Raw genomic sequence first — 24,851 nt, forward strand, 5'->3', positions numbered from 1 at the left:
ACTTCCGCACGAATAAGGTGAGCGGGATCAGTGTTCCGTGCGGCATGCAGGAGTCCCTTGAGTCCCACCCGGCGTCTTCGTCTCGCGCTCGTCGTCCTGCTGTTGGCGGCGGCGGGGGTGGGGTGCGGTGACGCGGGCGGGCTGAGGGGGGCGGGGCCGACCTCGACGGCGAACAGTCCGGAGCGGCTGTGGCCGCAGATCACGCCGGCGTCGAGCCCGGCGTGGGATCTGGACGAGGCGGAGACGCAGGTGATGCAGGGCATCACCGTCCCGGGGGACGACATCCGCCGGGTGGACCCGGTCGCGGTGGTCCGCGCGGAGATCGCCTCCGACCCGAGCGACTACGCGGGCACGAAGGCGCCGTACCGGGACACCAACCGCCTGATGGACAAGTGCGGGACGGCCGGGAAGGGCGAGTGCCCCGTACTCCAGCCGTACTACCGGGACCTGACCGGCGACGGCAGGCCCGACCTCACGCTCGGGTTCCGGCTGCGCCCCGGCGACCTCACCGCCGTCCGCGTCTACACCGTCGAATCGCACCGGCTCGTGCAGGTCATGGCCTGGGAGGACGCGGTCAGCGCGGTGGAGCTGGCCGGGCGGTCGGTGATCATCCGCTCGCCCTCGGACCTCGCGGACTACGAGTACCGGCTCCAGTGGACCTGGGACCCGGAGCAGAAGGCGATGCTCCTCACCCACGACGAGATGCTCCGCACGGACGGCCGCCGCGAGCCCAGCGGAAAGCGCCGCAGCGCCCCGTCCACCACCCCGAAGCCCTTCCCCTCCGCGACGGCCTCCCCCGCGACGGGCACGTCGTACGTAGTACCCGAGGCGTACGACGAGGAGGCCGCCGCCGCTCCCCCGACGCCCGCCCGGTACGACCCCGAGGTCACCCCCTACACCCCGTACGACCCCGGCCTCACCCCCCACTCCCCCACAGGCCCCGCATGAGCCCTCCGCGTCTCATCCGCAACCCCCGCTGGACCCGCACCCTCGCCTTCAAGGCCGCCGCGTTCATCACGGTGATGTGCTGCGCGCTGGCGACGATGCTCGGCGTCCTCGTGCACGTCCAGGTGACGAACCAGACGGTCGGCCAGTCGAGGGACGTGGCCCTGTCGAGGCTGGCGGAGGCGACGGACGCGTACGAGGCGGGCGACGCGCTGTCGCCGAACGCGGGGGTGGACCCGGCCGGACTCCCCCGGGAGCTGAAGGCGCTGGCGGCGGCGGGCGAGCGCGGCACGATGGTCGCCGACTACCGGGGCCGCCCCCTGATGTGGGCGGCGGGCCCCGCGGCCGGCGGCAAGGCGCTGGCCGTCGCCGTCGAGTACGGCCAGCAGGCCCGCACGATCGAGGCGCTGGACAACGCGATCCTGTGGTCGTCGGGCCTCGCGATCGGCGTGACGCTGCTGGTCGGCGCGGTGGCCGTGGCCCGGGTGACCCGCCGGCTCCAGGCGACCGCGCAGGTCGCCCGCCGGATCAGCGCGGGCGATCTGGACGCCCGGGTGGACGACCCCCTCGCGAAGGAGTCCCGGCAGGACGAGGTCGCCGCGGTGGCGTCGGCACTGGACCGGATGGCGGCGTCGCTCCAGGGCAAGCTGCTGAGCGAGCAGCGCTTCACGGCGGACGTCGCGCACGAGCTGCGCACCCCCCTCACGGGCCTGCACGCGGCGGCGGAACTGCTGCCCCCGGGCCGCCCGACGGAGCTGGTCCGCGACCGGGTAGCCGCCCTCAGGACGCTCACGGAGGACCTGCTGGAGATCTCCCGGCTGGACACCGGCAAGGAGCAACTGGACATCGGCGCCGTGGAGCTGGGCGCACTGGCGCACCGGGTCGTGGCGGCGTCGGGCGCGGCGGCGGACGTCGTCGTCAAGGAGGACCGCGTCGTGGAGACGGACCGACGGCGGCTGGAGCGGGTGCTCGGGAACCTGGTGTCGAACGCGCACCGGCACGGGTCGGAGCCGGTGGTGGTGACGGTGGACGGTCCGGTGGTGTCGGTCCGGGACCACGGCGGGGGGTACCCGGAGTACCTGGTGCTGCACGGGCCGCAGCGGTTCCGTACGGAGGGCGGGGCGCGCGGGCACGGGCTGGGGCTGACGATCGCGGTGGGCCAGGCGGAGGCGCTGGGCGCGCGGCTGGCGTTCGGCAACGCGCTGGAGGGCGGGGCGGTCGCGACCCTGACGCTGCCCTCGGGGTCGTCCCCTAGTACCTGAGAGCTCCGGTACCTGAGAGCTCCGGCACCTCCCCTTGAGGGCATCCCCTAGTGGCGCAACTTAAGGGGCATACCTCACCTTTTCACCCCTAGCGTGGCGGTTAGTCAGTTCCGCACCCCTCTCCCCCGGAGGAACCGCCATGCGCTCCACCCTCGCCCGCCTCGGCATAGCCGGCGCCACCGCCGCCCTCGCGCTCGCCGCCGCCGTCGTACCGGCCGCCGCGAACGACGACTGGGACGGCGGCGACTCCCGGGACAACTGGGGCCAAGGACAAGGTGGTCACCACCACCACGACAACCCCCGCCTCTACAAGGGCGTCGTGACGGCGAACGGCGGTCTCGTGCTGCGCAGCGCGCCGAACCGGGGCAGCCAGGTCATCCGGGTGGCTCCCCAGGGTGAGGTCGTCTCGATCTACTGCAAGACCTCCGGGCAGCCGGTCCAGGGCAACCCCCTCTGGTACCTGCTCACCGACGGCACCTGGGCCTGGGGCGCCGCCCGGTACATCGACAACATCGGTCCGGCGCCGCGCTGGTGCTAGCACCGGGCTCACAAGGAGCACTATTTGGGTAGGTTCCGGACATGACGAGCGCCGGTATCGGAATCGCCGCGGCCGACGCGGCCGTACGGCTTCCCCGGCGCCGTGGCATCGAACTCGCCCTGCTCGTCGTCGCCGTCCTGCTCTGTGTCTCGGGCTACTGCGCCGTGGGGCTCGCGAAGAGCGGTTCCGTCCCGCCCGGCGCCGCCGGTTACGGCGCCGGGCTCGGGGTGCTCGCGCTCTGCGCGCACCTCGCGGTCCGGCTGCGGGCGCCGTACGCGGACCCGCTGCTGCTGCCGATCGGCGTCCTGCTCAACGGCATCGGCCTCGTCCTGATCTACCGGCTGGACCTGGAGACCCCGGGCGACCGCGCGGCGCCCACCCAACTCGTCTGGTCCGCCTTGGGAGTGACCCTCTTCGCGTTCGTGGTCCTGGCCCTGCGCGACCACCGCGTCCTGAAGCGGTACGCGTACGTCAGTGTCGCCGCCGCCCTCGTGCTGCTGACGCTGCCGGTGCTGTTCCCGGCCGTCAACGGCGCCCGGATCTGGATCAGGATCGCCGGATTCTCCATCCAGCCGGGGGAGTTCGCGAAGGTGCTGCTCGCGGTGTTCTTCGCGGCCTACCTCGCGGACAACCGCACGGCGCTCGCCTACGCGGGCCGCCGGATCTGGTTCATGCAGCTCCCGACGGGCCGTGTCCTGGGGCCCATTGTCGCGATCTGGCTGATCAGCGTCGGCGTCCTGATCCTCGAACGCGACCTGGGCACCTCGCTGTTGTTCTTCGGCCTGTTCGTCGTGATGCTGTACGTCGCCACCGGGCGCACCGGCTGGATCGCCGTCGGCCTGCTGCTCGCGGCGTTCGGCGCGGTCGCCGTCAGCGCGCTCGAACCGCACGTCCACAGCCGGGTCGAGGACTGGCTGCACCCGTTCGCGTCGATCGACGCGGGCCTCGGACCGAACCAACTCGCCCAGTCCCTCTTCGCGTTCTCGGCGGGCGGCGTCCTCGGCACCGGCCTCGGCCTCGGCCACTCCGTCCTGATCGGCTTCGCCGCCAAGTCCGACTTCATCCTCGCGACGGCCGGCGAGGAGCTGGGCCTCGCGGGCCTGTCGGCGCTCTTCATCCTCTACGGCCTGCTGGTGGAGCGCGGTTACCGCGCGGGCCTCGCGCTGCGCGACCCGTTCGGGCGGCTGCTGGCGGTCGGCCTGTCGGCGATCGTCGCGCTCCAGGTGTTCGTGATCGCGGGCGGCGTGACCGGGCTGATCCCGCTGACGGGCATGGCGATGCCGTTCCTCGCGCAGGGCGGCTCCTCGGTGGTGACCAACTGGGCGATCGTCGCGCTGCTGATCCGGCTGAGCCACGTGGCGAGAAAAGGGGAACGGTGAAGGGGAACCAGCCGTCGGTGAAGAGCGACCAGCGCATGACCCGGTACATCCGGCACGCCGCCGTCTTCTCCTGCCTCCTCCTGCTGGCCCTGCTGGTCAACGCGGCCCGCGTACAGGTCGTGCAGTCCCCGTCGTACGACGACAACCCCGCCAACCGCCGTGCCGTCATCGCCCGTTACGCCGGCCCGCGCGGCGACATCCTCGTCGGCGGCGCCCCCGTCACCGGCTCCCGGGACAGCGGGGAGCAGCTCCGCTACGAACGGACGTACCGGGACGGCCCGTTGTACGCGCCGGTGACGGGGTTCTCCTCGCAGCAGTACGGCACGACGCTCCTGGAGCACAGCGAGGACCCCGTGCTCTCCGGCACCGAACCGTCGCTGTCGGCGTTCCCGATCCTCAACGACGTGACGCGGGCCCGCCCGCCCGGCGGCCAGGTCGTGACGACCCTGAACCGCCGTGCGCAGCGCGCCGCTTACGAGGGCCTGGGCAACCGGAAGGGCGCGGTCGCGGCCGTCGAGCCGTCCACGGGGCGGGTGTTGGCGCTCGTGTCGACCCCGTCGTACGACCCGGCGGCGCTCTCCGGGAACGGGGCCGGGGTGCGGCGGGCGTGGGCGCGGCTGAACGCCGATCCCGACCAGCCGATGCTCAACAGGGCGGTACGGCAGACGTATCCGCCGGGGTCGACCTTCAAAGTGGTGACCGCGGCTGCCGCGTTGGACGCCGGGGTGATCAACGACCTTGACGCGCCCACGGATTCGCCCGCGCCCTACACGCTGCCGGGGACGACGACGAGTCTCACGAACGAGGGGTCGGGGTGCGAGGACGCGCCGCTGCGGGCCGCCTTCGAGTGGTCCTGCAACACGGTGTTCGCGAAACTCGGGGTGAGGGTGGGGGTGCGGGACATGGTGGCGACGGCGGAGGCGTTCGGGTTCAACGACCCGGGGGTGCGGATTCCGTTCGCGGTGGCGCCGAGCACGTTCGACCGGACCGTGGACCAGGCGCAGTTGGCGCTGTCGTCCATCGGGCAGTACAACACGCGGGCGACGCCGCTCCAGATGGCAACGGTCGCGGCGGCGGTCGCGAACGGGGGGCAGGTGCGGACGCCGTACCTCGTCGAGCGGACGACGCGCAAGGGCGGGGCGACGGTGTCGACGGCCGGGTCGCGTCCGGTGCGGCAGGCGATGCATCCGTCAACCGCCTTGAGAATGCGGGAACTCATGCAGGACGTCGTCCGCGAGGGGACCGGGACCAACGCGGCGATCCCGGGGGCCGTCGTCGGCGGGAAGACCGGGACCGCACAGCACGGCGTGGGCAACTCCGGTACGCCGTACGCCTGGTTCGTGTCCTGGGCGCAGGGGGAACGGGACGTCGAGCCCCGGGTGGCGGTCGCGGTGGTCGTCGAGGACGGGTCGGCCGACCGGGGCGACATCACCGGCGGGGGCGTCGCGGCGCCGATCGCGCGGGCCGTGATGGAGGCCGTGCTCACTCCGTGAGACGGGGGCTGGCCGGGGCCGGGCTCCCGACCTAACGTTCGGTCATGACCTCCTACGAACTCGCCCAGGTGAACCTCGCCCGCCTCAAATTCCCCCTGGACTCACCGGAGTTGAAGGACTTCGTGGACGCGCTGGACCCGGTCAACGCGGACGCGGACGGTGCGCGGGGGTTCGTCTGGAGGCTCCAGTCCGACGCCGGGGACGCCACCGGTATCGAGGTCTTCGGGGACCGCTGGCTCATCATCAACATGTCGGTCTGGCGGGACACGGACGCGCTGACCGCGTTCATGTACCAAGGGCGGCACCGGGAGTTGCTCCAGCGGCGGCGCGAGTGGTTCGAGAAGGTCGCGGAGGCGATGACCGCGCTGTGGTGGGTGCCGGCGGGGCACCGGCCGACCGTCGCGGAGGCGGAGTCGCGGCTGCTGCATCTGCGGACCAACGGGCCGACGCCGTACGCGTTCACGCTGCGGACGTCGTTCGCGCCAGGGGTGCATGAGGCGGTGGCGGGGGAGGTGCCGGAGGGGTTGGGGTGCGGGGTGTGAGGGGCGGCGCCCTGAGAGAGGTACGGGGTCGGAGGGGCGGCGCTCAGATCGGCTGCCGCATCTCCTCCCGCACCTTCAGCGTCGTCCGCGCCGCCGCCTCCATGTCGACGTCCTCCGCCTTCTGGGTGACCGTCTGCGCCGATACCTCGGCGACGGACGCGCCCGTGTTGCCGTCGGCCCAGGCGCAGATGGGGTAGGTCAGCTTGTTGCCGAGCTGCTCCTGGACGACGACCTCGCAGGTGATCGTGGTGTCGGCGCCGGGCAGGTCGTAGTCCTTGGGGGCTACCGCGACGGACGCGCTCTCGGCCTCGCCCGCACCCTTCATCATGCCCTCGCGCGAGGCGGCGGTGTCCTTGAAGCGCCCGTACATCCCGGAGATGATCAGGCTGCCCTTGGTCTGGCCGCCGCCCACGTCGTACCGGCCGACCGTCGCCTTGAGGTCACGCGCGTTCCAGGCGCCGCTCTCGGCCTCGATCTGCTTGCCGAGGGTGCCGGACATGTCCTGGGCGAACCGGTACTTCCCGTCGAGCAGCGTCTTCGGCAGCGTCAGCTTGTACCTGGCCTCGGGGAACCCCTTGTCGGAGCCGCCGATGACGGCCAGCGAGACGACGGCGACGACGAGCAGGACGAGGACGGAGCCGACGATCCCGAGGACGAGCCCGAGGCGCCGCTTGGGCGGGGGCGGCGGGAGAGGGGCACCCCAGGGCTGGCCGTAAGGGGGCTGCCCGTAAGGGGGCTGCCCGTAAGGGGGTTGGCCGTATGGAGGCTGGCCCTGCGGGGGCGGGCCGTAGGGCGCCTGCGCCCCGTAGGGGGTCTGCTGCGGCTGCCCGTAGGGGGCGCCTCCGTAGGCGGGCGGCTGCCCGTAGGGTCCCGGAGCGGCGGGCTGCTGCCCGTAGGGGTTCGGCGGCCCATAGGGACCCTGGGGCGACGGAGGCGTGGACACCCCGGAACCGTACTCCAGACGGGGGACGACGACGAAGTTCCGCCCAGGGGATTGACGGCCTTGCTGACAGGCAGTCTCATAAGTGCCATGACGACCCTGACCGATACCGACGCCGTTGACGGTCTGCGGGACGCGCTCGGCCTGCTCAAGGACCGCGAGCAGGTGGCCGAACGGCTCCTGGCCTCCTCCGCGAAGCACTCGTTCGACCCGGACAAGGAGCTGGACTGGGACGCGCCCTTCGAGGACGGCAAGTGGTTCTGGCCGCCGGAGCTGCTGTCCCTGTACGACACCCCGATGTGGCGGCGGATGAGCGAGGAGCAGCGCATCCTGCTCTCCCGGCACGAGGCCGCCGCCCTCGCCTCGCTCGGCATCTGGTTCGAGCTGATCCTCATGCAGCTGCTGGTCCGGCACATCTACGACAAGGCGGCGACGAGCGCGCACGTGCGGTACGCGCTCACCGAGATCGAGGACGAGTGCCGGCACTCCAAGATGTTCGCCCGCCTCGTCACCCGGGGGGACACCCCCTGGTACCCGGTGAGCCGCGCGCACCACAACCTGGGGCGGGTCTTCAAGACGATCTCGACGACGCCGGGCTCGTTCACGGCGACGCTCCTCGGTGAGGAGGTCCTCGACTGGATGCAGCGCCTCACGTTCCCGGACGAGCGCGTCCAGCCGCTGGTCCGCGGGGTGACGCGCATCCACGTCGTCGAGGAGGCCCGGCATGTGCGGTACGCCCGCGAGGAGCTGCGCCGCCAGATGCTCACCGCGCCGCGCTGGTCGCAGGAGTTCACACGCGTGACGTCCGGGGAGTTCGCGCGGGTGTTCTCCGTCGCCTTCGTCAACCCCGAGGTGTACACGAACGTCGGTCTCGACCGGCGGGAGGCGGTGGCGCAGGTCCAGGCGAGCGGGCACCGGCGGGAGGTCATGCAGAAGGGCGCCGGTCGGCTGACCGAGTTCCTCGACGACATCGGGGTACTACGGGGTGTGGGCCGCCGGCTGTGGAAGTCGTCGGGGCTGCTGGCCTGAGGGATACCCGTAGTACCGGAGGGCCACCGCCCCGTCCGAGCGGTTACGCTGCACGTCATGCCGCCCCCCGCCGTCCCCGCGTACCGCCGTCTCAGTGTCGAGGAGCGGCGCAGTCAGCTCCTCGACTCCGCGCTCGGTCTCTTCGCGCACCGCGCCCCCGAGGACGTCTCGCTCGACGACGTCGCGGAGGCGGCGGGGGTCTCCCGGCCGCTGGTCTACCGGTACTTCCCGGGCGGGAAGCAGCAACTGTACGAGGCGGCGCTGCGGTCGGCCGCGGAGGAGCTGCGGCACTGCTTCGACGAGCCGCGCGACGGCCCGCTCCTGACCCGCCTCGGCCGCGCCCTGGACCGCTACCTCCGCTTCGTCGACGAGCACGACGCCGGGTTCAGCGCGCTGCTCCAGGGCGGCAGCGTCGTCGAGACGTCCCGGACGACGGCGACGGTCGACGGGGTGCGCCGGGCCGCCGCCGAGCACATCTACAGCCATCTCGACGTCGCCGACCCGGGCCCCCGGCTGCGGATGACCGTCCGGATGTGGATCACCGCCGTCGAGGCGTCCTCCCTGATCTGGCTCGACGAGGGGAAGCAGCCGCCCGCCGAGGAGCTGCGGGACTGGCTGATCGAGCAGTTCGCGGCGATCCTCACCGTCACCGCGGGCCGTGACCCCCAGACGGCGGGCCTGCTCAGCGCGCTGGCGGCGCGTGCCTGAGTCCGGCGCGTGCCCGAGACTGGTCCCGTGAAGAGCCAGCAGACCCCCTTCGAGGGCGGCCCCATGGACGGCCGCACCCTCCCCGTCCTCCTCGGCCCGACCGGGCATCCCCCGAAGACGTACCGCATCCCCGTCCCCGACGGCGCGGGCGGCCCGCCGACGGTCCTCGTCTACCGGCGGGTCCCGCGCGGCCACAGCAAGCGGCTCGGCGTCCCGACGGGCTGGAAGTACGAATTCGACCCCGACGGCAAGGGCGGCCCGGCGAAACCGCGCTGGCCCTGGTCGAAGCCGCAGCCTTCGCAGCCCGAGTCGTCGTCGCAGCCCGAGTCGTCGTCGCAGCCCGAGTCGTCGCCGCGGCCCCGTGCGGACGGCGGCCCGGAAAACTAGCTGATCATCGGCGCGGCCCCTTGCTAGGGTGCGCCGGTGTCAACGATCAGACAGTTCCAGGTGACCTTCGACTGCGCGGACCCCGAGCGCGTCGCCCGCTTCTGGTGCGAGGTACTGGGGTATGTCGTACCGCCCCCACCTGAGGGCCACGCCTCCTGGACCGACTACGACCGGACGCTCCCGGCCGACCGCCAGGGCGCCTCGTTCGCCTGCTCCGACCCCACCGGGGTGGGCCCCAGGATGTACTTCCAGCGGGTCCCCGAGGGCAAGGTCGTCAAGAACCGGGTCCATCTCGACGTCCGGGTCGGCACCGGTCTCGTCGGCGAGGAGCGCCTCGCCGCGCTCACTGCGGAGCGCGACCGGCTGACGGCGCTCGGCGCGGTGTGCGACCGCGTGCTGGTCGCCGACGAGTTCAACGAGTCGTGCATCGGGATGCGGGACGTCGAGGGCAACGAGTTCTGCCTCGACTGAACACCAGCCGCCACGCCGACGCCCACCCCGTGTGACGCGCACGAGTGACGCCGTTGCGCCGGACCGCCCACGCCCGGCGCGCGCGCCGCTCCCCCGCCCCTGATGCTCGCCCTGCGGGACGGACCCACCGTCCCCGGCGGAGGTGATGGCATGTCAGGACGGTTGCTGCGGCTGGTGTGCACGACGGCCCTGGCGGCGCAGGTGGCACTGGCGCCGTCGGCCGCGGTGGGCGTCCCCGAGCCCACCGAACGGCCCGTCGCCGAGCTGCTGACGGAGCTTCAGCGGCTGTACCGGGAGGCGGAGTCGGCCACCGAGGCGTACAACGCGACCGAGGAACGCCTCAAGGCGAAACGCGGGGAAGTCGCCCGCCTCGACACCGAGTTGACGCGGGCCCGGCTCGCGCTCGACGACAGCCGGGACACCGCCGGACGGCTCGCCCGCCAGCAGTACCAGTCCCACACCGACATCTCCCCCTACGTCCGGCTGCTCCTCGCCAAGGACCCCCAACACGCCCTGGACGAGGGCCACGTGATCGGACAGCTCGCCCGCGACCGTGCCTCCGTGACGACCCGGCTCGCCCAGGACGAGCACCGCCGCGACACCCTGACGCGCGGCGCCCGTACCGCGCTCGACGCCCAACTCGCCCTCACCGCCCGTAAGAAGAAGGCCCTGGACGACGTACGGCGCCGCCTCGACGACGTCCAGAAGCTCCTCGTCTCCCTCACCCCGGAGCAGCTCGCCCGGCTCGCCCTCCTGGAACGCGACCAAGTCGACCGGCGCCAGCGGGAGTTCCTCGACTCCGACGCCCTCCCCGCCACCGACCTCCCCGCCTCCCCGGCGGGCGAACAGGCGGTGCGCTACGCCCTGGACCAGGTGGGCAAGCCGTACGAGACGGGGGCGGCCGGGCCGGCGTCGTACGACAACTCGGGGCTGGCGGCGGGGGCTTGGCGGCGGACCGTCCCGCGCACGGCGAAGGAGCAGTGGGCGCGGCTGCCGAAGGTGCCGCTGGGTCGGCTGCGCCCGGGGGACCTCGTGCTGTACCGCCCGGACGCGACGCACGTGGCGGTGTACGTGGGGAAGGGGAAGGTGGTGCAGGCGCCGGGGCCGGGGGGCCGGGTGAAGGTCACGCCGATCGCGGCGGACCCGGTGCTGGGGGCCGTGCGACCGGCCTAGGGGCGCGGGGCCGTCAATCGGCGGCCACCGCCGCGCGGGCGCGGCAAGCCGCATCGACGCCGCACCCGCCCACAGCCCCGCAACCCTGCGGCGCGTATCCCCTCACTCCCCCGAAGCCGCCCCGATCGCCTCGTCCAACACCTCGCGGGTCAGGGCGAGTTCGGCGATCAGGCGGTCGATCCTCGCCCGCTCCGCGACGAGTTCCTCGACCAGCTTGCCGTCCGCCGCCGCGCTCGGGCCGCCGTCCGTGTCCCGGATGCAGGGGAGCAGGCGGGCGATGGTCGTACTGTTCAGCCCGGCGGCGTACAGGGCCTGTACGCGGATCACCCGGTCCACGGTCCACTCGCCGAACTCCCGGTGCCCGCCCGGGGTCCGGTCGGCGACGAGCAGGCCCTGCTGTTCGTAGTAGCGCAGCGAACGCTCGCTCACCCCGCTGCGCCGGGCCAGTTCCCCGATCCGCATCCGCACCCGCCTCCTCGGCGCACTTGAACCTCACATCGGTGTCAGGTTCTACGGTACCCGCATGACGCCGACCTCACCTCTCCTCACCCCGTCCCACCTGGGAAAACTCCCCCTCCCCCACCGTCTGGTCATGGCCCCGCTGACCCGTAACCGCGCGGAGCCCGACGGCACCCCGTCCGCGATGATGGCCACGTACTATGCGCAGCGCGCCTCCGCCGGGCTGATCATCGCGGAGGCGACGACGCCGAACGCGACCGGGCAGACGTACCCGAACATCCCCGGCATCCACACCCGCCGCCAGATCGAGGGCTGGCGGAGGGTGACGGACGCGGTCCGCGCGGCGGGCGGCCGGATGATCCTGCAACTCCAGCACGGCGGCCGGGTCGGCCACCCGGACACCAGCGGACACGTCCCCGTGGCCCCCTCGCCGATCCCCCTCCCGGACACCGTCCACACCCCCACCGGCCGCCAACCGTCCCTCACCCCGAGGGAGTTGACGGCCGACGGCATCCGCTCCACGGTCGCCGACTTCGCCCGGGCCGCCCGCAACGCGCGGGAGGCCGGCTTCTCCGGCGTCGAGGTCCACTCCGCCAACGGCCACCTCCTCCACCAGTTCCTGGCCGCCAACACCAACCACCGCACGGACTCGTACGGCGGCCCGGTCGCGGGCCGTATCCGGTTCACGGTGGAGGTCACCCGGGCGGTCGCCGAGGCGATCGGCCCGGAGCGGGTGGGCCTGCGGATCTCCCCGGGGAACACCGTCAACGGCATCGAGGAGCACGACACCGACGCCCTCTACCCGGCGCTGATCGAGGCCCTCGCCGGGGACGGTCTCGGCTACCTCCACCTCACGATGATGAACCACGACCACCCCTTCCTCCCCCGGCTGCGCGCCCTGTGGCCGGGCACGCTGATCGGGAACCCGGCGCTCGGCACACCGCTCCCCGCCGACGGGGGCCGGGCGGCGGCTGAGCAACTCCTCGCCGCCGGAGCCGACTTGGTGGCCCTCGGCCGGGCCTTCCTCGCCAACCCCGATCTGGTCGCCCGGATACGGGAGGGCGCCCCGCTCAACGAGGTGCGGGACGCCCTGATGATGTACACGGGCGGCGAGAAGGGGTATCTCGACTACCCGACAATGGATCTGACGGACACTCAGGCCAGCGACGCCAGGTACGCGGCCGTCCGTTCCGGCTCGTAGAAGAAGTTCTCGAAGTCGGCGGGGTTGTCGAAGCCGTTGGCGAACCGGTCGGCGGCCGGCTGCAACTGGCCTGCCGCGCCGAGCAGGTCGACGATGTGCTCCGGCGGCGGCGCGAGCATCGCGTTGGTCCACTTCGTGACGTGCCGGGCGGTGTCCCAGTACAGCTCGAAGGTGGCCCGCATCCACTCCTCGTCGAACTCCTTCTCGCCGTGGTCGAGGATGGAGGTGAGGTACGAAGCGGCGCATTTCGCGGCGGAGTTGGAGCCCTGGCCGGTGATCGGGTCGTTCGCGACGACGACGTCGGCGACCCCGAGGACCAGCCCGCCGCCCGGGAGCCGGCCGACGGGGTTGCGGACGGTCGGGGCGTAGCGGCCGGCCAACGTGGCGCCCGCGTCGGTGAGTTCGGCGCCCTTGGCGCGGTCGTACTCCCAGGGCAGGAACCTCTTCATCAACTCCAGGGTGAGGGCGAGGTGTTCGGCGGGGTCCTTGACGCCGGTGAAGGCGTCGACGGGGCCGCCGGGGAGGCCCTCCCAGAAGAGGATGTCCGCGCGGCCGGACGTGGTGAGCGTCGGCATGACGAACAACTCCCCCACGCCGGGCACCAGGTTGCAGCGGACGGCCTCCGTCCCGGGGTGCTCGGGGCGGGGGCCCAGGCCGTGGACGTAGGAGACGGCGAGGGCGCGCTGCGGGGCGTCGTACGGGGAGCGTTCGGGGTCGCGGGCGAACATCGACACCAGTTCGCCCTTGCCGGCGGCGACCAGGACGAGGTCGTACGTACGGGAGAAGTAGTCGAGGTCGCCCACCGCCGCGCCGTGGATGACGAGTTGGCCGCCGCGCTGGGCGAACGTCTCCATCCAGCCGGCCATCTTGACGCGCTGGTCCACCGACTGGGCGTGGCCGTCGAGGCGGCCGAGCCAGTCGATCGCGCGCTGGGAGGGGCCGGGGTCGAAGGAGCCGGGGGCAGCGAGGGAGACGCCGAGGCCCTCGATCCTGGGAGCCTGACTCTCCCAGAAGTTGATCCCGAGGTCGCGTTCGTGCTGAAGGGCCGTGTGGAACATGCACTGCGTGGACATCACGCGGCCCGAACGGATCTCGTCCGCCGTCCGGTTGGACATCAGGGTGACCTCGTAGCCGTGCTTCTGGAGGCCGAGGGCGAGCTGGAGGCCGGACTGGCCGGCTCCCACGACGAGTATCTTCCGCATGCTGAAGTCAGGCTCCTATTCGGGGGTTTCGTCGAGCGCGTGCGCCACCAGGGAGAGCAGGGTGTCGATGACCGCGATACGGCGGCGGGCGTCCATGACGACGACGGGGACCCGCTGAGGGATCGTCAGGGCCTCGCGCACGTCGTCGGGTTCGTAGCGTTCGGTGCCGTCGAAGTGGTTCACGGCGACGACGTACGGCAGTCCGCAGCTCTCGAAGTAGTCCAGGGCCGGGAAGCAGTCCTTCAGGCGGCGGGTGTCGGCGAGGACGACGGCACCGATCGCGCCGCGCACCAGGTCGTCCCACATGAACCAGAAGCGCTGCTGGCCAGGGGTGCCGAAGAGGTACAGCACGAGGTCGTCGTCGAGCGTGAGGCGGCCGAAGTCCATCGCGACGGTGGTCGTGAGCTTCTGCGGAGTGGCGCTCAGGTCGTCCGTGGCGGCGGACGCCTGGGCCATCAGGGCCTCCGTCTGGAGGGGGGTGATCTCCGAGACGGCCGTGACCAGCGTGGTCTTGCCGACGCCGAAGCCGCCCGCGACGACGATCTTCGTGGCGACGGGGGCGCGGGTGCGGTCCGTCTGCCAGACTTGCGGGTTCTCGTCCGGATCAACTCCCCAGGCCGTCCCGGGGGTTGTGCGATCAGAGACGGCGGAGTCCACTCAGCACCCTTTCCAGCAGAGCGCGGTCGGGGCGGCCCGTACCGTGGGCGGTACCGGTGCCGTACACCCGGATCTTTCCCTGGTCGGCGAGGTCGCTCAGCAGGACGCGGACCACGCCGAGGGGCATGCGCAGGAGGGCGGCGATCTCGGCGACCGTGCGCATGCGGCGGCAGAGTTCGATGATGGCCGCGAGTTCGGGGAGGCCGCGGAGGTCGCCCTGACGGTTCGTCAACTCCTTGTGTTCCTCCGGCGCTTCGAGGGCGGCGACGAAGGTCTCGACGAGGAGGACATGGCCGAAGCGGGTGCGTCCGCCGGTCAGGGAGTAGGGGCGGACGCGGGCGGGGCGGCGGGGCTCGCGGCGTACCGGGAGCTGTTTCCTGTCGTCGGCGGTCACCGGGTGTTCCCTTCCGCCTCCAGCGACTTCCGTAGTTCTGTGCGGAGTTCGGGGGTCAGGACGTGTCCGACGCGGCCGACGAAGAGGGCCATGTGGTAGGCGACGGTGCTCATGTCGCAGTCGGCGGCGCCGTGGACGCCGAGGAGGGAGCCGTCGCTGATCGACATCACGCAGAGGCTGCCGTCGTCCATCGCGACCATCGTGTTCTTCACGCCGCCGAAGTCCATCAGGCCGGCCGCGCCGAGGGTGAGGCTGCCGATGCCGGAGACGATCGTGGCGAGGTCGGCGGCGGAGCCTCGGGGGCCGCTGGGTTTGCTCGAACTCACCTCCTTCGCCTGGGCGTTGAGCCCTGGGTCGGAGGAGAGGAGCAACAGGCCGTCGGAGGAGACGACGGCCACCGACTGGATGCCGGGGACCTCCTCCACCAGGTTGTTCAACAGCCAGTGCAGGTTACGGGCTTCACTGCTCAGGCCGAAGGTACTGGGCGCGGTCAACTGCTTGCCTCCTCGACTGTGCCCCCGTGTCTTCCCCGGCGGTTCCGTGCTGCTCGCGCCGCCCTCGCTGCACGGGCAACTCGGGTTGCCGTGCGGGCAGTTCCGTTTCGCCGGTCCCCTCGGCGAGCTCCGACTCGGCGTCCCGGTAGCCGGCCACGGCCCCCCGCCGGAACCCCCCGAGCCGCTTCCTGAGCGCCTCCGCGTCGACCCCGCCGGCTCTCGGCCGCACCACCTGCTCCGGCGCGCTCACCTTCGGCGTCCGCTTCGGCAGCCCCTTCGCGGTGACCGGCTCCCCGCTCTCGGCGCGGGCGTGCTCCGGGGAGTCGCCGTCGCCCCCGGAGTCCGGACCGGAGACGACGAAGTCATCAGCACCGGCACGCGAGGCGAGACCGGCACGCGGATCGGCACCGGTCCGGCAACCGAGCCCGGGGCCCTCGTCCACGCCGGGACCGTGATCCGGGTCCACAGCCCTCTCGCCCACCTCGTCCCCCCGGCCCGCACGCGGGACCGTTTCCTCTCGCGGGGCGGGCGGGAGGAGGAGGGCCATGGTCGTCTCGGAGGAGACGGGAGGGGCGGTGGGGGCGACAGGGTCGGTGAGGTCGAGGTCACCCTCGCCCTCGCCCTCGTCCGAGGTGTCGGCGGCACGCTCGCCGGTGACGGCCGACGCGGCGCGTACGTCGACGCCGACGGACTCGGCAACGGCGTGCTCGGAGCGGTCCGACCGCGCGTCGGAGCCGAGGGCCCCGGCAACAACGGACGGCCCCGGAGACACCACCGTCGCGGCCACCTCCGGCACCCCCGCCCCGCCGTATTCAGCGCCTTCGAGCAGCGCCCCGGCCTCGGCATCGTCCGCAGACGCAGCGCCCTCGGCCAGTTCCCCACCCGGGGCTTCCGCGCCGACACCACGAGCCACACCCTCAGCGTCGTCCATGGACACAGCCTCGGCCGCCGCCCCGGACTCGGACGCGGACTCGACGGCAGCGTCGCCGGTGGGCGCAGCCTCAGCTCTGTTCCCGGCTCCGGCCTCAACCCGCGACTCGGCCTCGGCCCCGACCTCGGCCACGCCCTTGGACTCGCCGACGGTGTCAGCGCGGGACGCGGTCTCAACCCCGGTCTCGCCCCAGGCCCCGGCCCCGAACTCAGCCTCAGCCCCGGACCCGGCTTCGGTGTCGTCCACGGCCGCAGCCCCGGCCTCAACCCGGAGCTCGGCTTCAGTCTCAGCCCCGGACCGGGCCTCGGGCCCGGACTCAGCAGCCGCCCCGGCCCCGGACTCGACGACGGCGTCAGCGCGGGACGCAGTCTCAGCCCCGGCCTCGGCGTCAGTCTCGGTGCTGGAGGCAGCCTCAACCCGAGACTCGGCCCCGGCACCGGACTCAACGCCGGCCTCGACCCCGGACCCGGCGTCGGCGTCGGTCCTGGAGGCAGCCTCAACCCGAGACTCGGTTTCAGCCCCGGCCCCGGACTCGACGTCGGCCTCGGCCCGGGACACGGCTTCAGCCCCGGACTCGGACTCGGCCTCGCTCCCGGCGGCAGCCTTCTGCTCGGTCTCGTCCCCGGTGTCGGCCCCCGTAGGGACCCCGCCGCCGGCCCGGCGTATCGCTCGTTCCGCCAGTTCGACCGCGAGGTCGCGGCCTCGGGGGCGGCCGGGGAGGACGTGGGAGTTGGCCTCGGCGTCGGCGCCGGGGAGGGAGACCGTGTCGGAGGGGGCGGGGGCGGGGGTGGGGACCGCGCCGGCGGGGGCCGGGGAGAGGATCGCCGTGGGGACGACGACGACCGCCGCCGTACCGGAGGAGTTCTTCTGGCCGCGCAGGCGGACGCGGACGGCGTGCCGGTGGGCGAGGCGGGAGACGACGTAGAGGCCGAGTCCGTCCGCGTCCTCGCCGCCCCCCTCCCCCTCTCCCGCGAACGGCGTCTCCGGATCGGGTTCCGCCAGACGGGAGTTGAGGGTGTCGCGGCGGGCCGGTTCGATGCCGAGCCCTTCGTCCTGGACGGAGAGCATGACGTCCCCGTTCTCCAGGAGCCAGCCGGAGACTTCGACGGGAAGGTCCGGCGGCGAGAAACTGGTCGCGTTCTCCATCAACTCGGCGAGGAGATGCGAGAGATCGTCCGCCGCGAACCCGGCGATGTGCGCGTGCGCCGGCAACGACGAGATCCGCACCCGGTCGTAGCGCTCGATCTCGGAGACGGCGGCCCGCACGACGTCCACCAGCGGTACGGGACCGGGGTGTTGCTGGACATGCTCCGCCCCGGCGAGGACGAGCAGGTTCTCGCTGTGCCGCCGCATGACCGTCGCGAAGTGGTCCAGCTTGAACAGCGTCGCGAGCCGCTCGGGGTCCTGCTCCCGTTCCTCCAGCCCCTCGATGACGGCGAGTTGCCGCTCGACGAGCCCCAGGGTGCGCAGCGAGAGGTTGACGAAGGTCGACCCGATGGACGCCCGCAGCCGCTCCAACTGCCCGCTCACAGAGGAGAGTTCCGCCCGCAGCTCCTCCCGCGCGTCGGCCATCTTCTGCCGCTGCCCGACGAGGTGCTTACGGTCCGCCTCCAGCGTGCCGATCCGCTCGTGCAGCCCGGCCGCGTGCGCGTGCAGCGCGTTCACGGACCGGACGACCTGCGCGAACTCGTCGTTGCGCCCGGTGAACTTGACGGGTTCCTCGGCGCCCGGCTCCTCCGCCTCGGCGAGCCGCGCGGCCCCCCGGCGGACGGCGGACAGCGGCCGGGTGAGGCTGCGGGCCATGCCCGTGGCGACCCCGACGGCGACCAGCATGAGCGCGCCGAGCAGCGCGACCCGCAGCTCCAGCGAGGTCACGTCGTCGTCGCGCAGCGCCTCCAGCTCCTTGGTGCGCCGGTCGAAGAGGGACGCCTCGACGCCGCGCATCAGCTCGATACGGGCGGACAGCGCGGCCTCGACCTTCGCCGGGTCGGCGTCCAGGTCGTCGCCGTCCAGCACCGGCTGGTCGGTGAGCCCCGTCAGGTACTTCTCGGCGGCGTCGTTCTCGCCCCCGGTCACCGTCGAGTCGTACGCGCCGGTCATGCCCGCCGGCGCGGTCTCCTGGAAGTCCGCGAGCGCCGAGTCCGAGCGGACGCGGGCCTGTTGGGCGGCGGCGCTGAGGGAGTCGCGCAACTCGGCGGCGCCGGAGGTGTCGTACCCGTCGCCGACCGGGACGTCGAGCGCGGCGACCAGCAACCCGCGTGCGGCGGCGGCCTGTTGGACGGCGGAGTCGAGCTCGGCGAGGGCGTAGGCCCCGGCGCCCGCGCGCGGCGGGGTCTGCTGGGCGAGGCGTTCCGCGAGCCGGTGCAGCTCGGTGATGGTCTTGGTGTAGGACTCGTGGGCCTGGAGCGGGGTGCTCTTGCCGGCGAGCGCGTTCGTGCGGACGGCGGCGATGCCGTCGACGGCGGCGGGGAGGTTCCCGGCGGCGCGCAGGTCGGTGATCTGCCGGTCGACGCGGGTGGTGATCTGCGTGTCCGGGAGGCTCTTCTTGTCGCGGCCGGTCGCGAGGTAGGCCGTGATCTGGTCGCGCTCGTCGGCGAGGGAGTGCGCGAGGACCAGCGCCTCCTGGGTCTGCCCGGCGAGCGTCACCAGCTCCTGGGAGTCCTTGAGTTCGGCGGAGAGCGCGAGCACGGACGGGGTCCCGGCGGCGCCGATCGCGGCGGCGACGACCGCCACGGCGATGATCAGCCGGTTGCGCACATGGGTCGGCCGGCCCTTGCCTACGGGAGGCCGCTGCTCCGGACCGGAAGCACCGGAGGCCGACTGTTCTGTGCGCCGAGGCCGCGTCTTCTGCACCGGTGCTCGCATTCCTGACTCGTGTACCCATGGGACCGGATGACGCTCGGTCAACAACAGCGCACAACCGGTACGGTCCCCGACCCTCCCAGTGCCGGTGGGCGGGAAGCGCTCATCACCTGACCCGCCACCCGAAGGAGTGAACATCGGAGGGGAGTTGGCGGGCAAGTTCCACCGGCGCGCTCCGGTCCGCTTTCCGGCCCGCCGGTTGGACGCGGGCGCCGGGCTTTGGCAGGATGCACCGCCACGCCTTCCCGGAGCGCGCGATTCCCGCCCAAATCACCCGTCTGACCTGCAATGAAGCGTCAACGGGACGATCATCGCGAGCCGTTCGCCCCCCCGTACACCGGTATCTGTGCAGACTGTCCGGATGCGTACGGAACTTGTGTCCGAGCCGGGCGATCCGGCCCGCCCCAACGAGGACTTCGCCGCGGTCGGCGTTCCCGCAGCCGGGCAAGGGGGTGTGCTCGTCGTCCTGGACGGGGTGACGCCGCCGCGCGGCGCGACCGGCTGCCGGCATTCGGTCCCCTGGTACACGGCGCGGCTCGGCGGGGCGCTGACCGAACTGACCGTTTCCCTCCCGGATGTTCCGCTGACGGAGGCGTTGTCCCGCGCGATCCACCGAACCGCGACCTCCCATTCACAAACCTGTGACCTTTCTCACCCGCGTACCCCGCAGGCGACGGTCGCCCTGGCACGCTGGGACGGCGAGGCCGTGGAGTACCTGGTCCTGTCCGACGCGGCGCTCCTCCTGGAGTCCTCGGACGGCGCGGTCACCCCGGTCCTCGACGACCGGCTCGCCCGTCTTCCCCGCGCGCTCCTCGTCTCCGACGAGGTCGCCGACGCCCGCGCCCGCAACAAGGAGGGTGGCTTCTTCACGGCCGCCGCCGACCCGTCCGTGGCCGCGCGGGCGGTGACGGGGCGGGCGGTGCGCGCCGAGGTGCGGTCGCTGACCGGCCTGTCCGACGGGGCGTCCCGCTGGGTGGAGACGTTCCGCGAGGGCGGCTGGGGCGATCTGCCGTCCTACCTCCGCAAGGAGGGCGCCGACGGACTCGTCCGCCGGGTACGGGAGTTGGAGTCGGCCGACGCCGAGGCGCGGGAGTTCCTGGGCCGCGGCAAGACGCACGACGACGCCAGCGTCGTCCATGTCGAGCTCTAGGCCCGCTACTTCTGCATGACCTGGTTCAACTCGGCGAGCAGCCGGGCGAGTTCGGAGACCTCCTGGCGGTCCCAGTGGGCGAGCTGGCTGACGTAGATCGCGCGGCGGGCCTCGCGGACCCGGCGGACGCGGCTGCGGCCCTCCTCGGTGAGGTCGACGAGCCAGGCCCGGCCGTCCGCCGGGTCGGGTTCGCGGGCGATGAGGCCCAGCTCCTCCAGCGCGCGCAGCTGCCGGGACATCGTCGCCTTCCCGACGCCGATGTACGCGGCCAGTTCGGTCGCCCGGCGCCGGCCCGTCTCCTCCAGCCGTACGAGCAGGCCGTACGCGGCCGGTTCCAGGTCGGGGTGGACCTCCCGGGCCATCTCCCCCTGGTTCGCCCGGGCCCGCCGCAGCAACACGGTCAGCTCCCGTTCCAGCGAGAGGAACTCCCGGTCGGCCCCTCCCACCACGCCGCCGATGCCGTCGTCACTCACTTCGGTGCTCCCTGTCCGTCCGCCCGGCCCATCGCCGCAGTTCGGACAGTATTTCGCAGGTCGGCGTAGGGAGCTTGTCAGAGGGACGGGGCAATTGTTTCGGTGGTACGACGACGGTGTGCAGGTTCTGCGCGGGCCGCCTGGACACGGGCGGAGGCCCGAGCGCCCCGAGAGGGGAACCCGAGCCTCCGCACGAACCGATGGCACCCGTCACGCCGCCACCGGAACCTCCGTGCCGGCCCCGTTCGTCGCGGGGGTCAGCGCCAGTTCCAGGACCTGGCGGACGTCGGTGACGGCGTGGACGTCGAGCTTGTCCAGCACCTCCGCCGGGACGTCGTCCAGATCGGCCTCGTTGCGCTTGGGGATGATGACGGTCTTCACCCCGGCCCGGTGGGCGGCCAGCAGCTTCTGCTTGACGCCACCGATGGGCAGCACGCGCCCGGTCAGGGACACCTCGCCGGTCATCGCCACGTCCGTGCGGACCAGGCGGCCGGAGAGCAGCGAGGCCAGCGCGGTCGTCATGGTGATACCGGCGCTCGGGCCGTCCTTGGGGACCGCGCCCGCCGGGAAGTGGATGTGCACACCCCGGTCCTTGAGGTCACCGACCGGCAGCTCCAGTTCGGCGCCGCGCGAGCGCAGGAAGCTGAGCGCGATCTGCGCGGACTCCTTCATCACGTCGCCGAGCTGTCCGGTCAGGGTGAGGCCCGCCGCGCCCGTCTCCGGGTCGGCCAGGGACGCCTCGACGAACAGGACGTCACCGCCCGCGCCGGTCACCGCGAGGCCGGTCGCGACGCCCGGGACGGCCGTCCGGCGCTCGGCGGGGTCCTGGGCGGACTCCGGGACGTGGTGCGGGCGCCCGATGAGCGCGCGCAGGTCCTCGTCCCTGATGGTGAACGGCAGCTCCCGCTCGCCCAGTTCGTGCTGGGCTGCGACCTTGCGGAGCAGGCGTGCGACGGACCGCTCCAGGGTGCGGACGCCCGCCTCGCGGGTGTACTCGCCGGCGAGCTTGCGCAGGGCGCTCTCGTCGAGCGTGACCTCGTCCGCGTTCAGGCCCGCGCGCTCCAGCTGGCGCGGGAGCAGGTGGTCGCGGGCGATGACGACCTTCTCGTCCTCCGTGTAGCCGTCGAGGCGGACCAGCTCCATACGGTCGAGCAGGGCCTCCGGGATGGCCTCCAGGACGTTCGCCGTGGCGAGGAACACCACGTCGGACAGGTCGAGTTCGACCTCCAGGTAGTGGTCGCGGAAGGTGTGGTTCTGGGCCGGGTCGAGGACTTCGAGGAGGGCCGCGGCCGGGTCGCCCCGGAAGTCGGAGCCGACCTTGTCGATCTCGTCGAGCAGGACGACCGGGTTCATCGAGCCGGCCTCCTTGATCGCCCGCACGATCCGGCCGGGCAGCGCGCCGACGTACGTCCGCCGGTGGCCCCGGATCTCCGCCTCGTCCCGCACGCCGCCGAGGGCGACGCGGACAAACTTGCGGCCCATCGCGTGCGCGACGGACTCACCGAGGCTGGTCTTGCCGACACCGGGCGGCCCGACGAGAGCGAGTACGGCGCCCCCGCGCCGGCCGCCGATGACGCCGAGGCCCCGGTCGCCGCGGCGCTTGCGGACGGCGAGGTACTCGGTGATGCGCTCCTTCACGTCCGCCAGGCCCGCGTGCTCGGCGTCCAGGACGGACTTCGCGCCCTGTATGTCGTACACGTCCTCCGTGCGGTCGTTCCACGGGAGTTCGAGGACCGTGTCGAGCCAGGTGCGAATCCAGGAGCCCTCGGGGGACTGGTCGCTGGAGCGCTCCAGCTTGTCGACCTCCTTGAGGGCGGCCTCGCGGACCTTCTCGGGGAGGTCGGCGGCCTCGACGCGGGCGCGGTAGTCGTCGGACTCCTCGGCGGAGTCCTTGGAGCCGTCGCCGTTCAGCTCGCGGAGTTCCTTGCGGACGGCGTCGAGCTGGCGGCGGAGCAGGAACTCGCGCTGCTGCTTGTCGACGCCCTCCTGGACGTCCTTCGCGATGGTCTCGGCGACGTCCTGTTCCGCGAGGTGGTCGCGGAGCTGCTGGGTGGCGAGCTTGAGGCGGGCGACCGGGTCGCCGGTCTCCAGGAGTTCGATCTTCTGGTCGAGGGTCAGGAACGGGGAGTACCCGGAGTTGTCGGCCAGGGACGAGACGTCGTCGATGGCCTGGACGCGGTCGACGACCTGCCAGGCGCCGCGCTTGCGCAGCCAGGCGGTGGCCAGGGCCTTGTACTCCTTGACGAGTTCCGTGACGCTGCCGGGCAGCGGCTCGGGGACCTCCTCGTCGATCCGGTTGCCCTCCACCCACAGCGCGGCGCCGGGTCCGGTCGTACCGGCTCCGATCCGCACCCGGGCGCGGCCCCTGATCAGGGCGCCCGGGTCGCCGTCCGCGAGCCGTCCGACCTGCTCGACGGTGCCCAGTACGCCCGTCCCCGTGTAGTTGCCGTCCACCCGGGGCACCAGCAGCACCCTCGGCTTTCCGGCCGCACCGCGCGCGGCGGCCTGCGCGGCTTCCACCGCGGCCCGCACGTCGGCGTCATTCAGATCCAGCGGAACCACCATGCCCGGCAGCACGACCTCGCCGTCGAGCGGCAGCACCGGCAGAGTGAGCGTTGAGGACGACGAAGCCATGATCTCCCCTTCGGCAGTCAAGTTGAGCTATGTCGACTCAATGCATCTGAGCCACCGAATGTTCCCGGCTGCCTGTTCGCCGTGAGCGATCAGGGGGAGTTCGCAGGTCAGGTGGGTTGTCAGTGGGGGGTGCGAAGGTGGGGACCAGGGAGACGGCAGGGGAGGCGGACATGAGGACGTGGGGCACCGGCCCTTTCGACAACGACGCGGCGGCCGATTTCGGTGGCGACTTGGACGAGGCAGTTTCGGAGAGACGGGCGGGCGTGATCTGCGGGCGCTGGAGCGGGTGGTGTCCGCGGACTCCGAACTGGCGGAGTTGTGGGACGAGTCGGACGGCGGCGTGTGGCGTGCGGGCGTTCCGCGTCTGCGGTCCGTCCTTGAGCCTGCCGGCCCCGTCCGTCGGGTCAGTTGCGGCGGAACAGGCAGATCAGGGCCGTGCGGTCGCCGGTGAACGCCTTGCCTTCGGCGGCGGTCAGGTTGGTGAGGGTCCAGCCCTGGGATTCGATGGCCTCGATCTGCTCGCCGACGCCGGGCATGAGGCCGGTGTTCCGGGAGGAGGAGCTGGATTCGATGATCTTGTAGGTGAGGATCTGGCGGCCTTCGGTGTATGCCTGGGCGGCGGTGCGGGTCGCTTCGTTGGCCTTGGCGTTGTTGATGAAGCCCATGGTTTCCTCGCAGGTCGGTGGGGTCGGGGGGACATCATCTTGCGGGCGTCCGGGGGGCGGGTAGGGGTGTGACGGGACTGTGACGAGGTGGTGGCCGTGTGACGCCGGGGGGCTCTTGACCCTGAGGGCGGGAGAGGTCATCGTAATAGTCGATCAGCGCTAGAGACCATTACGGAGTCGTCGTGAACGAGATCGTGCGGGCCTGGGTCGAGGGATGGGTCGTCTCCCGGGGTGCCGCCCCGCCCGTGCCCGAGCCGTGGGGGGTGACGATCGACGTGGGGCGGCCCGGCCATGTCCACCGGCATGTGTTCGGCGCGGTCGGGGCAGACGTCGAGGAGGCCGTCGTACGGAAGGTCGCGGAGGGGGTGACGGGGGCCGGGGTGTGGCTGAAGGTGTTCCACGACCCGGAGACGGTGGGGTCCTGGCTGGGCCCGGACTGGTGGATCGACCCCGAACCGGGCTGCCTGATGACGACCCCGCTCCCCCCGGCCCGCCGCCCCGCACCCCCCGCCGGCTACACGACCCGCACCTGGACCCGCTCCGGCGTCACCCGCGCCCTCGTCGCCGCCTCCGACGGCTCCTTCGCCGCCGGCGGCCAGATCGCGGTCACCGGCACCACCGCCGTCTTCGACCAGATAGAGACCTCCCCCGCCCACCGCCGACGCGGCCTCGGCACCACGGTCATGCGCACCCTCCACTCCGCCGCCACCGCCCAGGGCGCCCACACCGGCGTCCTCGCCGGCACACCGGCCGGCCACGCCCTGTACACAACCTTGGGCTGGCGAACCGAGGCGACACTGACCAGCGCGAGGTTCGGGGGCAGAGAAGCGGGGTGAGCGGGCCGGGGCGAGCGGGCCGGGGT

At 72.5% G+C, this 24,851-nt stretch carries 23 protein-coding genes and 2 pseudogenes; 15 read left to right on the plus strand and 10 right to left on the minus strand.

Annotated elements, in window-relative coordinates; translation table 11 throughout:
- Positions 1-57 precede the first annotated feature (57 nt).
- The 6 genes from ABZX85_RS02160 to ABZX85_RS02185 all read left to right on the plus strand — a co-directional run bounded on the left by ABZX85_RS02160 (position 58) and on the right by ABZX85_RS02185 (position 6,159).
- Entirely contained in the window at positions 58-948 is an 891-nt protein-coding gene (locus tag ABZX85_RS02160; RefSeq protein ID WP_355861710.1) for a hypothetical protein, read from the plus strand.
- Complete coding sequence (locus ABZX85_RS02165) at positions 945-2,207, plus strand: HAMP domain-containing sensor histidine kinase (RefSeq protein WP_355861712.1); 1,263 nt, start codon at positions 945-947, stop codon at positions 2,205-2,207. The genes ABZX85_RS02160 and ABZX85_RS02165 overlap by 4 nt, the downstream gene beginning before the upstream one ends.
- Positions 2,208-2,346: 139 nt before the next feature.
- Positions 2,347-2,745, plus strand: coding sequence for an SH3 domain-containing protein (locus tag ABZX85_RS02170; protein ID WP_355861714.1), 399 nt, complete (start codon positions 2,347-2,349; stop codon positions 2,743-2,745).
- A gap of 41 nt (positions 2,746-2,786) precedes the next feature.
- Positions 2,787-4,124: an FtsW/RodA/SpoVE family cell cycle protein gene (locus ABZX85_RS02175; protein WP_355861716.1), complete on the plus strand. Its 1,338-nt coding sequence runs from the start codon at positions 2,787-2,789 to the stop codon at positions 4,122-4,124.
- A gap of 35 nt (positions 4,125-4,159) precedes the next feature.
- A complete protein-coding gene (locus ABZX85_RS02180) occupies positions 4,160-5,617 on the plus strand; it encodes a penicillin-binding protein 2 (RefSeq protein WP_355861718.1) in 1,458 nt (485 codons plus the stop codon).
- Positions 5,618-5,661: 44 nt separating this feature from the next.
- A complete protein-coding gene (locus ABZX85_RS02185) occupies positions 5,662-6,159 on the plus strand; it encodes a DUF3291 domain-containing protein (protein WP_355861720.1) in 498 nt (165 codons plus the stop codon).
- 43 nt (positions 6,160-6,202) lie between these two features.
- Here the strand turns inward: ABZX85_RS02185 and ABZX85_RS02190 are convergent, their stop codons facing one another.
- On the minus strand, positions 6,203-7,102 hold the full coding sequence (locus ABZX85_RS02190; RefSeq protein WP_355861722.1) for a proline-rich domain-containing protein: 900 nt from the start codon (positions 7,100-7,102) through the stop codon (positions 6,203-6,205).
- An 87-nt stretch (positions 7,103-7,189) separates the two neighbouring features.
- Here ABZX85_RS02190 and ABZX85_RS02195 point away from each other — a divergent pair, with 87 nt between their 5' ends.
- From ABZX85_RS02195 to ABZX85_RS02215, 5 genes are all read left to right on the plus strand, one after another.
- Positions 7,190-8,128, plus strand: a complete 939-nt coding sequence (locus tag ABZX85_RS02195; protein ID WP_355861724.1) for a diiron oxygenase — start codon at positions 7,190-7,192, stop codon at positions 8,126-8,128.
- A gap of 57 nt (positions 8,129-8,185) precedes the next feature.
- The gene (locus ABZX85_RS02200) at positions 8,186-8,836 is read left to right on the plus strand and encodes a TetR/AcrR family transcriptional regulator (protein ID WP_355861726.1); all 651 of its coding nucleotides are present in this window, start codon (positions 8,186-8,188) and stop codon (positions 8,834-8,836) included.
- A gap of 27 nt (positions 8,837-8,863) precedes the next feature.
- Entirely contained in the window at positions 8,864-9,223 is a 360-nt protein-coding gene (locus tag ABZX85_RS02205; RefSeq protein ID WP_355861728.1) for a hypothetical protein, read from the plus strand.
- A 36-nt stretch (positions 9,224-9,259) separates the two neighbouring features.
- Positions 9,260-9,694 carry a VOC family protein gene (locus tag ABZX85_RS02210; RefSeq protein ID WP_355861730.1) on the plus strand — a complete coding sequence of 145 codons (435 nt, stop codon included), beginning with the start codon at positions 9,260-9,262 and terminating at the stop codon, positions 9,692-9,694.
- A 150-nt stretch (positions 9,695-9,844) separates the two neighbouring features.
- On the plus strand, positions 9,845-10,867 hold the full coding sequence (locus tag ABZX85_RS02215) for an NlpC/P60 family protein (RefSeq protein WP_355861732.1): 1,023 nt from the start codon (positions 9,845-9,847) through the stop codon (positions 10,865-10,867).
- 102 nt (positions 10,868-10,969) lie between these two features.
- On the opposite strand, the gene ABZX85_RS02220 is transcribed toward ABZX85_RS02215, so the two are convergent.
- Complete coding sequence (locus ABZX85_RS02220; protein WP_355861734.1) at positions 10,970-11,329, minus strand: MerR family transcriptional regulator; 360 nt, start codon at positions 11,327-11,329, stop codon at positions 10,970-10,972.
- Positions 11,330-11,390: 61 nt separating this feature from the next.
- Here ABZX85_RS02220 and ABZX85_RS02225 point away from each other — a divergent pair, with 61 nt between their 5' ends.
- A complete protein-coding gene (locus ABZX85_RS02225; RefSeq protein WP_355861736.1) occupies positions 11,391-12,527 on the plus strand; it encodes an alkene reductase in 1,137 nt (378 codons plus the stop codon).
- Here the strand turns inward: ABZX85_RS02225 and ABZX85_RS02230 are convergent.
- The 5 genes and pseudogenes from ABZX85_RS02230 to ABZX85_RS02250 form a co-directional block, all read right to left on the minus strand.
- Positions 12,482-13,729 (minus strand): styrene monooxygenase/indole monooxygenase family protein, encoded by a 1,248-nt coding sequence (locus ABZX85_RS02230; RefSeq protein ID WP_355861738.1) that lies wholly within the window; start codon positions 13,727-13,729, stop codon positions 12,482-12,484. The two genes, ABZX85_RS02225 and ABZX85_RS02230, sit on opposite strands and share 46 nt — an antisense overlap.
- Positions 13,730-13,744: 15 nt before the next feature.
- Entirely contained in the window at positions 13,745-14,386 is a 642-nt protein-coding gene (locus ABZX85_RS02235; protein ID WP_355861740.1) for an ATP/GTP-binding protein, read from the minus strand.
- Positions 14,367-14,780, minus strand: a complete 414-nt coding sequence (locus tag ABZX85_RS02240; RefSeq protein WP_355861742.1) for a DUF742 domain-containing protein — start codon at positions 14,778-14,780, stop codon at positions 14,367-14,369. Before ABZX85_RS02240 ends, ABZX85_RS02235 begins: the two co-directional genes overlap by 20 nt.
- Positions 14,777-15,274, minus strand: a complete 498-nt coding sequence (locus tag ABZX85_RS02245; RefSeq protein WP_355861744.1) for a roadblock/LC7 domain-containing protein — start codon at positions 15,272-15,274, stop codon at positions 14,777-14,779. The genes ABZX85_RS02240 and ABZX85_RS02245 overlap by 4 nt, the downstream gene beginning before the upstream one ends.
- Before the next feature lie 1,591 nt (positions 15,275-16,865).
- Positions 16,866-19,058, minus strand: a pseudogene (locus tag ABZX85_RS02250) (nitrate- and nitrite sensing domain-containing protein); the annotation flags it as partial.
- Between the two features lie 370 nt (positions 19,059-19,428).
- Here ABZX85_RS02250 and ABZX85_RS02255 point away from each other — a divergent pair.
- Entirely contained in the window at positions 19,429-20,217 is a 789-nt protein-coding gene (locus ABZX85_RS02255) for a protein phosphatase 2C domain-containing protein (RefSeq protein WP_355861746.1), read from the plus strand.
- 5 nt (positions 20,218-20,222) lie between these two features.
- On the opposite strand, the gene ABZX85_RS02260 is transcribed toward ABZX85_RS02255, so the two are convergent.
- Together ABZX85_RS02260 and lon are read right to left on the minus strand one after the other, a co-directional pair.
- Positions 20,223-20,690: a MarR family transcriptional regulator gene (locus tag ABZX85_RS02260; RefSeq protein WP_355861748.1), complete on the minus strand. Its 468-nt coding sequence runs from the start codon at positions 20,688-20,690 to the stop codon at positions 20,223-20,225.
- A gap of 210 nt (positions 20,691-20,900) precedes the next feature.
- Entirely contained in the window at positions 20,901-23,324 is a 2,424-nt protein-coding gene (gene lon, locus ABZX85_RS02265; RefSeq protein WP_355861750.1) for an endopeptidase La, read from the minus strand.
- 170 nt (positions 23,325-23,494) lie between these two features.
- Between lon and ABZX85_RS02270 the strand changes: the two are divergent.
- Positions 23,495-23,545, plus strand: a pseudogene (locus ABZX85_RS02270) (DUF4259 domain-containing protein); the annotation flags it as partial.
- Between the two features lie 183 nt (positions 23,546-23,728).
- Here ABZX85_RS02270 and ABZX85_RS02275 read toward each other — a convergent pair.
- Entirely contained in the window at positions 23,729-23,989 is a 261-nt protein-coding gene (locus ABZX85_RS02275; protein ID WP_355862337.1) for a hypothetical protein, read from the minus strand.
- Positions 23,990-24,171: 182 nt separating this feature from the next.
- Between ABZX85_RS02275 and ABZX85_RS02280 the strand changes: the two genes are divergently transcribed.
- Positions 24,172-24,825 carry a GNAT family N-acetyltransferase gene (locus tag ABZX85_RS02280; RefSeq protein ID WP_355861752.1) on the plus strand — a complete coding sequence of 218 codons (654 nt, stop codon included), beginning with the start codon at positions 24,172-24,174 and terminating at the stop codon, positions 24,823-24,825.
- The last annotated feature ends 26 nt before the right edge of the window (positions 24,826-24,851 follow it).

The sequence above is a fragment of the Streptomyces sp. NPDC004539 genome, assembly GCF_040610055.1.
GTDB lineage: Bacteria > Actinomycetota > Actinomycetes > Streptomycetales > Streptomycetaceae > Streptomyces.

Bases quoted from the DNA above. Each gene is read 5' to 3' on its own strand.
- ABZX85_RS02165 (WP_355861712.1), top strand. From the start codon at position 945: ATGAGCCCTCCGCGTCTCATCCGCAACCCCCGCTGGACCCGCACCCTC.
- ABZX85_RS02170 (WP_355861714.1), top strand. From the start codon at position 2,347: ATGCGCTCCACCCTCGCCCGCCTCGGCATAGCCGGCGCCACCGCCGCC.
- ABZX85_RS02175 (WP_355861716.1), top strand. From the start codon at position 2,787: ATGACGAGCGCCGGTATCGGAATCGCCGCGGCCGACGCGGCCGTACGG.
- ABZX85_RS02180 (WP_355861718.1), top strand. From the start codon at position 4,160: ATGACCCGGTACATCCGGCACGCCGCCGTCTTCTCCTGCCTCCTCCTG.
- ABZX85_RS02185 (WP_355861720.1), top strand. From the start codon at position 5,662: ATGACCTCCTACGAACTCGCCCAGGTGAACCTCGCCCGCCTCAAATTC.
- ABZX85_RS02195 (WP_355861724.1), top strand. From the start codon at position 7,190: ATGACGACCCTGACCGATACCGACGCCGTTGACGGTCTGCGGGACGCG.
- ABZX85_RS02200 (WP_355861726.1), top strand. From the start codon at position 8,186: ATGCCGCCCCCCGCCGTCCCCGCGTACCGCCGTCTCAGTGTCGAGGAG.
- ABZX85_RS02215 (WP_355861732.1), top strand. From the start codon at position 9,845: ATGTCAGGACGGTTGCTGCGGCTGGTGTGCACGACGGCCCTGGCGGCG.
- ABZX85_RS02220 (WP_355861734.1), bottom strand. From the start codon at position 11,329: ATGCGGATCGGGGAACTGGCCCGGCGCAGCGGGGTGAGCGAGCGTTCG.
- ABZX85_RS02225 (WP_355861736.1), top strand. From the start codon at position 11,391: ATGACGCCGACCTCACCTCTCCTCACCCCGTCCCACCTGGGAAAACTC.
- ABZX85_RS02230 (WP_355861738.1), bottom strand. From the start codon at position 13,729: ATGCGGAAGATACTCGTCGTGGGAGCCGGCCAGTCCGGCCTCCAGCTC.
- ABZX85_RS02255 (WP_355861746.1), top strand. From the start codon at position 19,429: ATGCGTACGGAACTTGTGTCCGAGCCGGGCGATCCGGCCCGCCCCAAC.
- lon (WP_355861750.1), bottom strand. From the start codon at position 23,324: ATGGCTTCGTCGTCCTCAACGCTCACTCTGCCGGTGCTGCCGCTCGAC.
- ABZX85_RS02275 (WP_355862337.1), bottom strand. From the start codon at position 23,989: ATGGGCTTCATCAACAACGCCAAGGCCAACGAAGCGACCCGCACCGCC.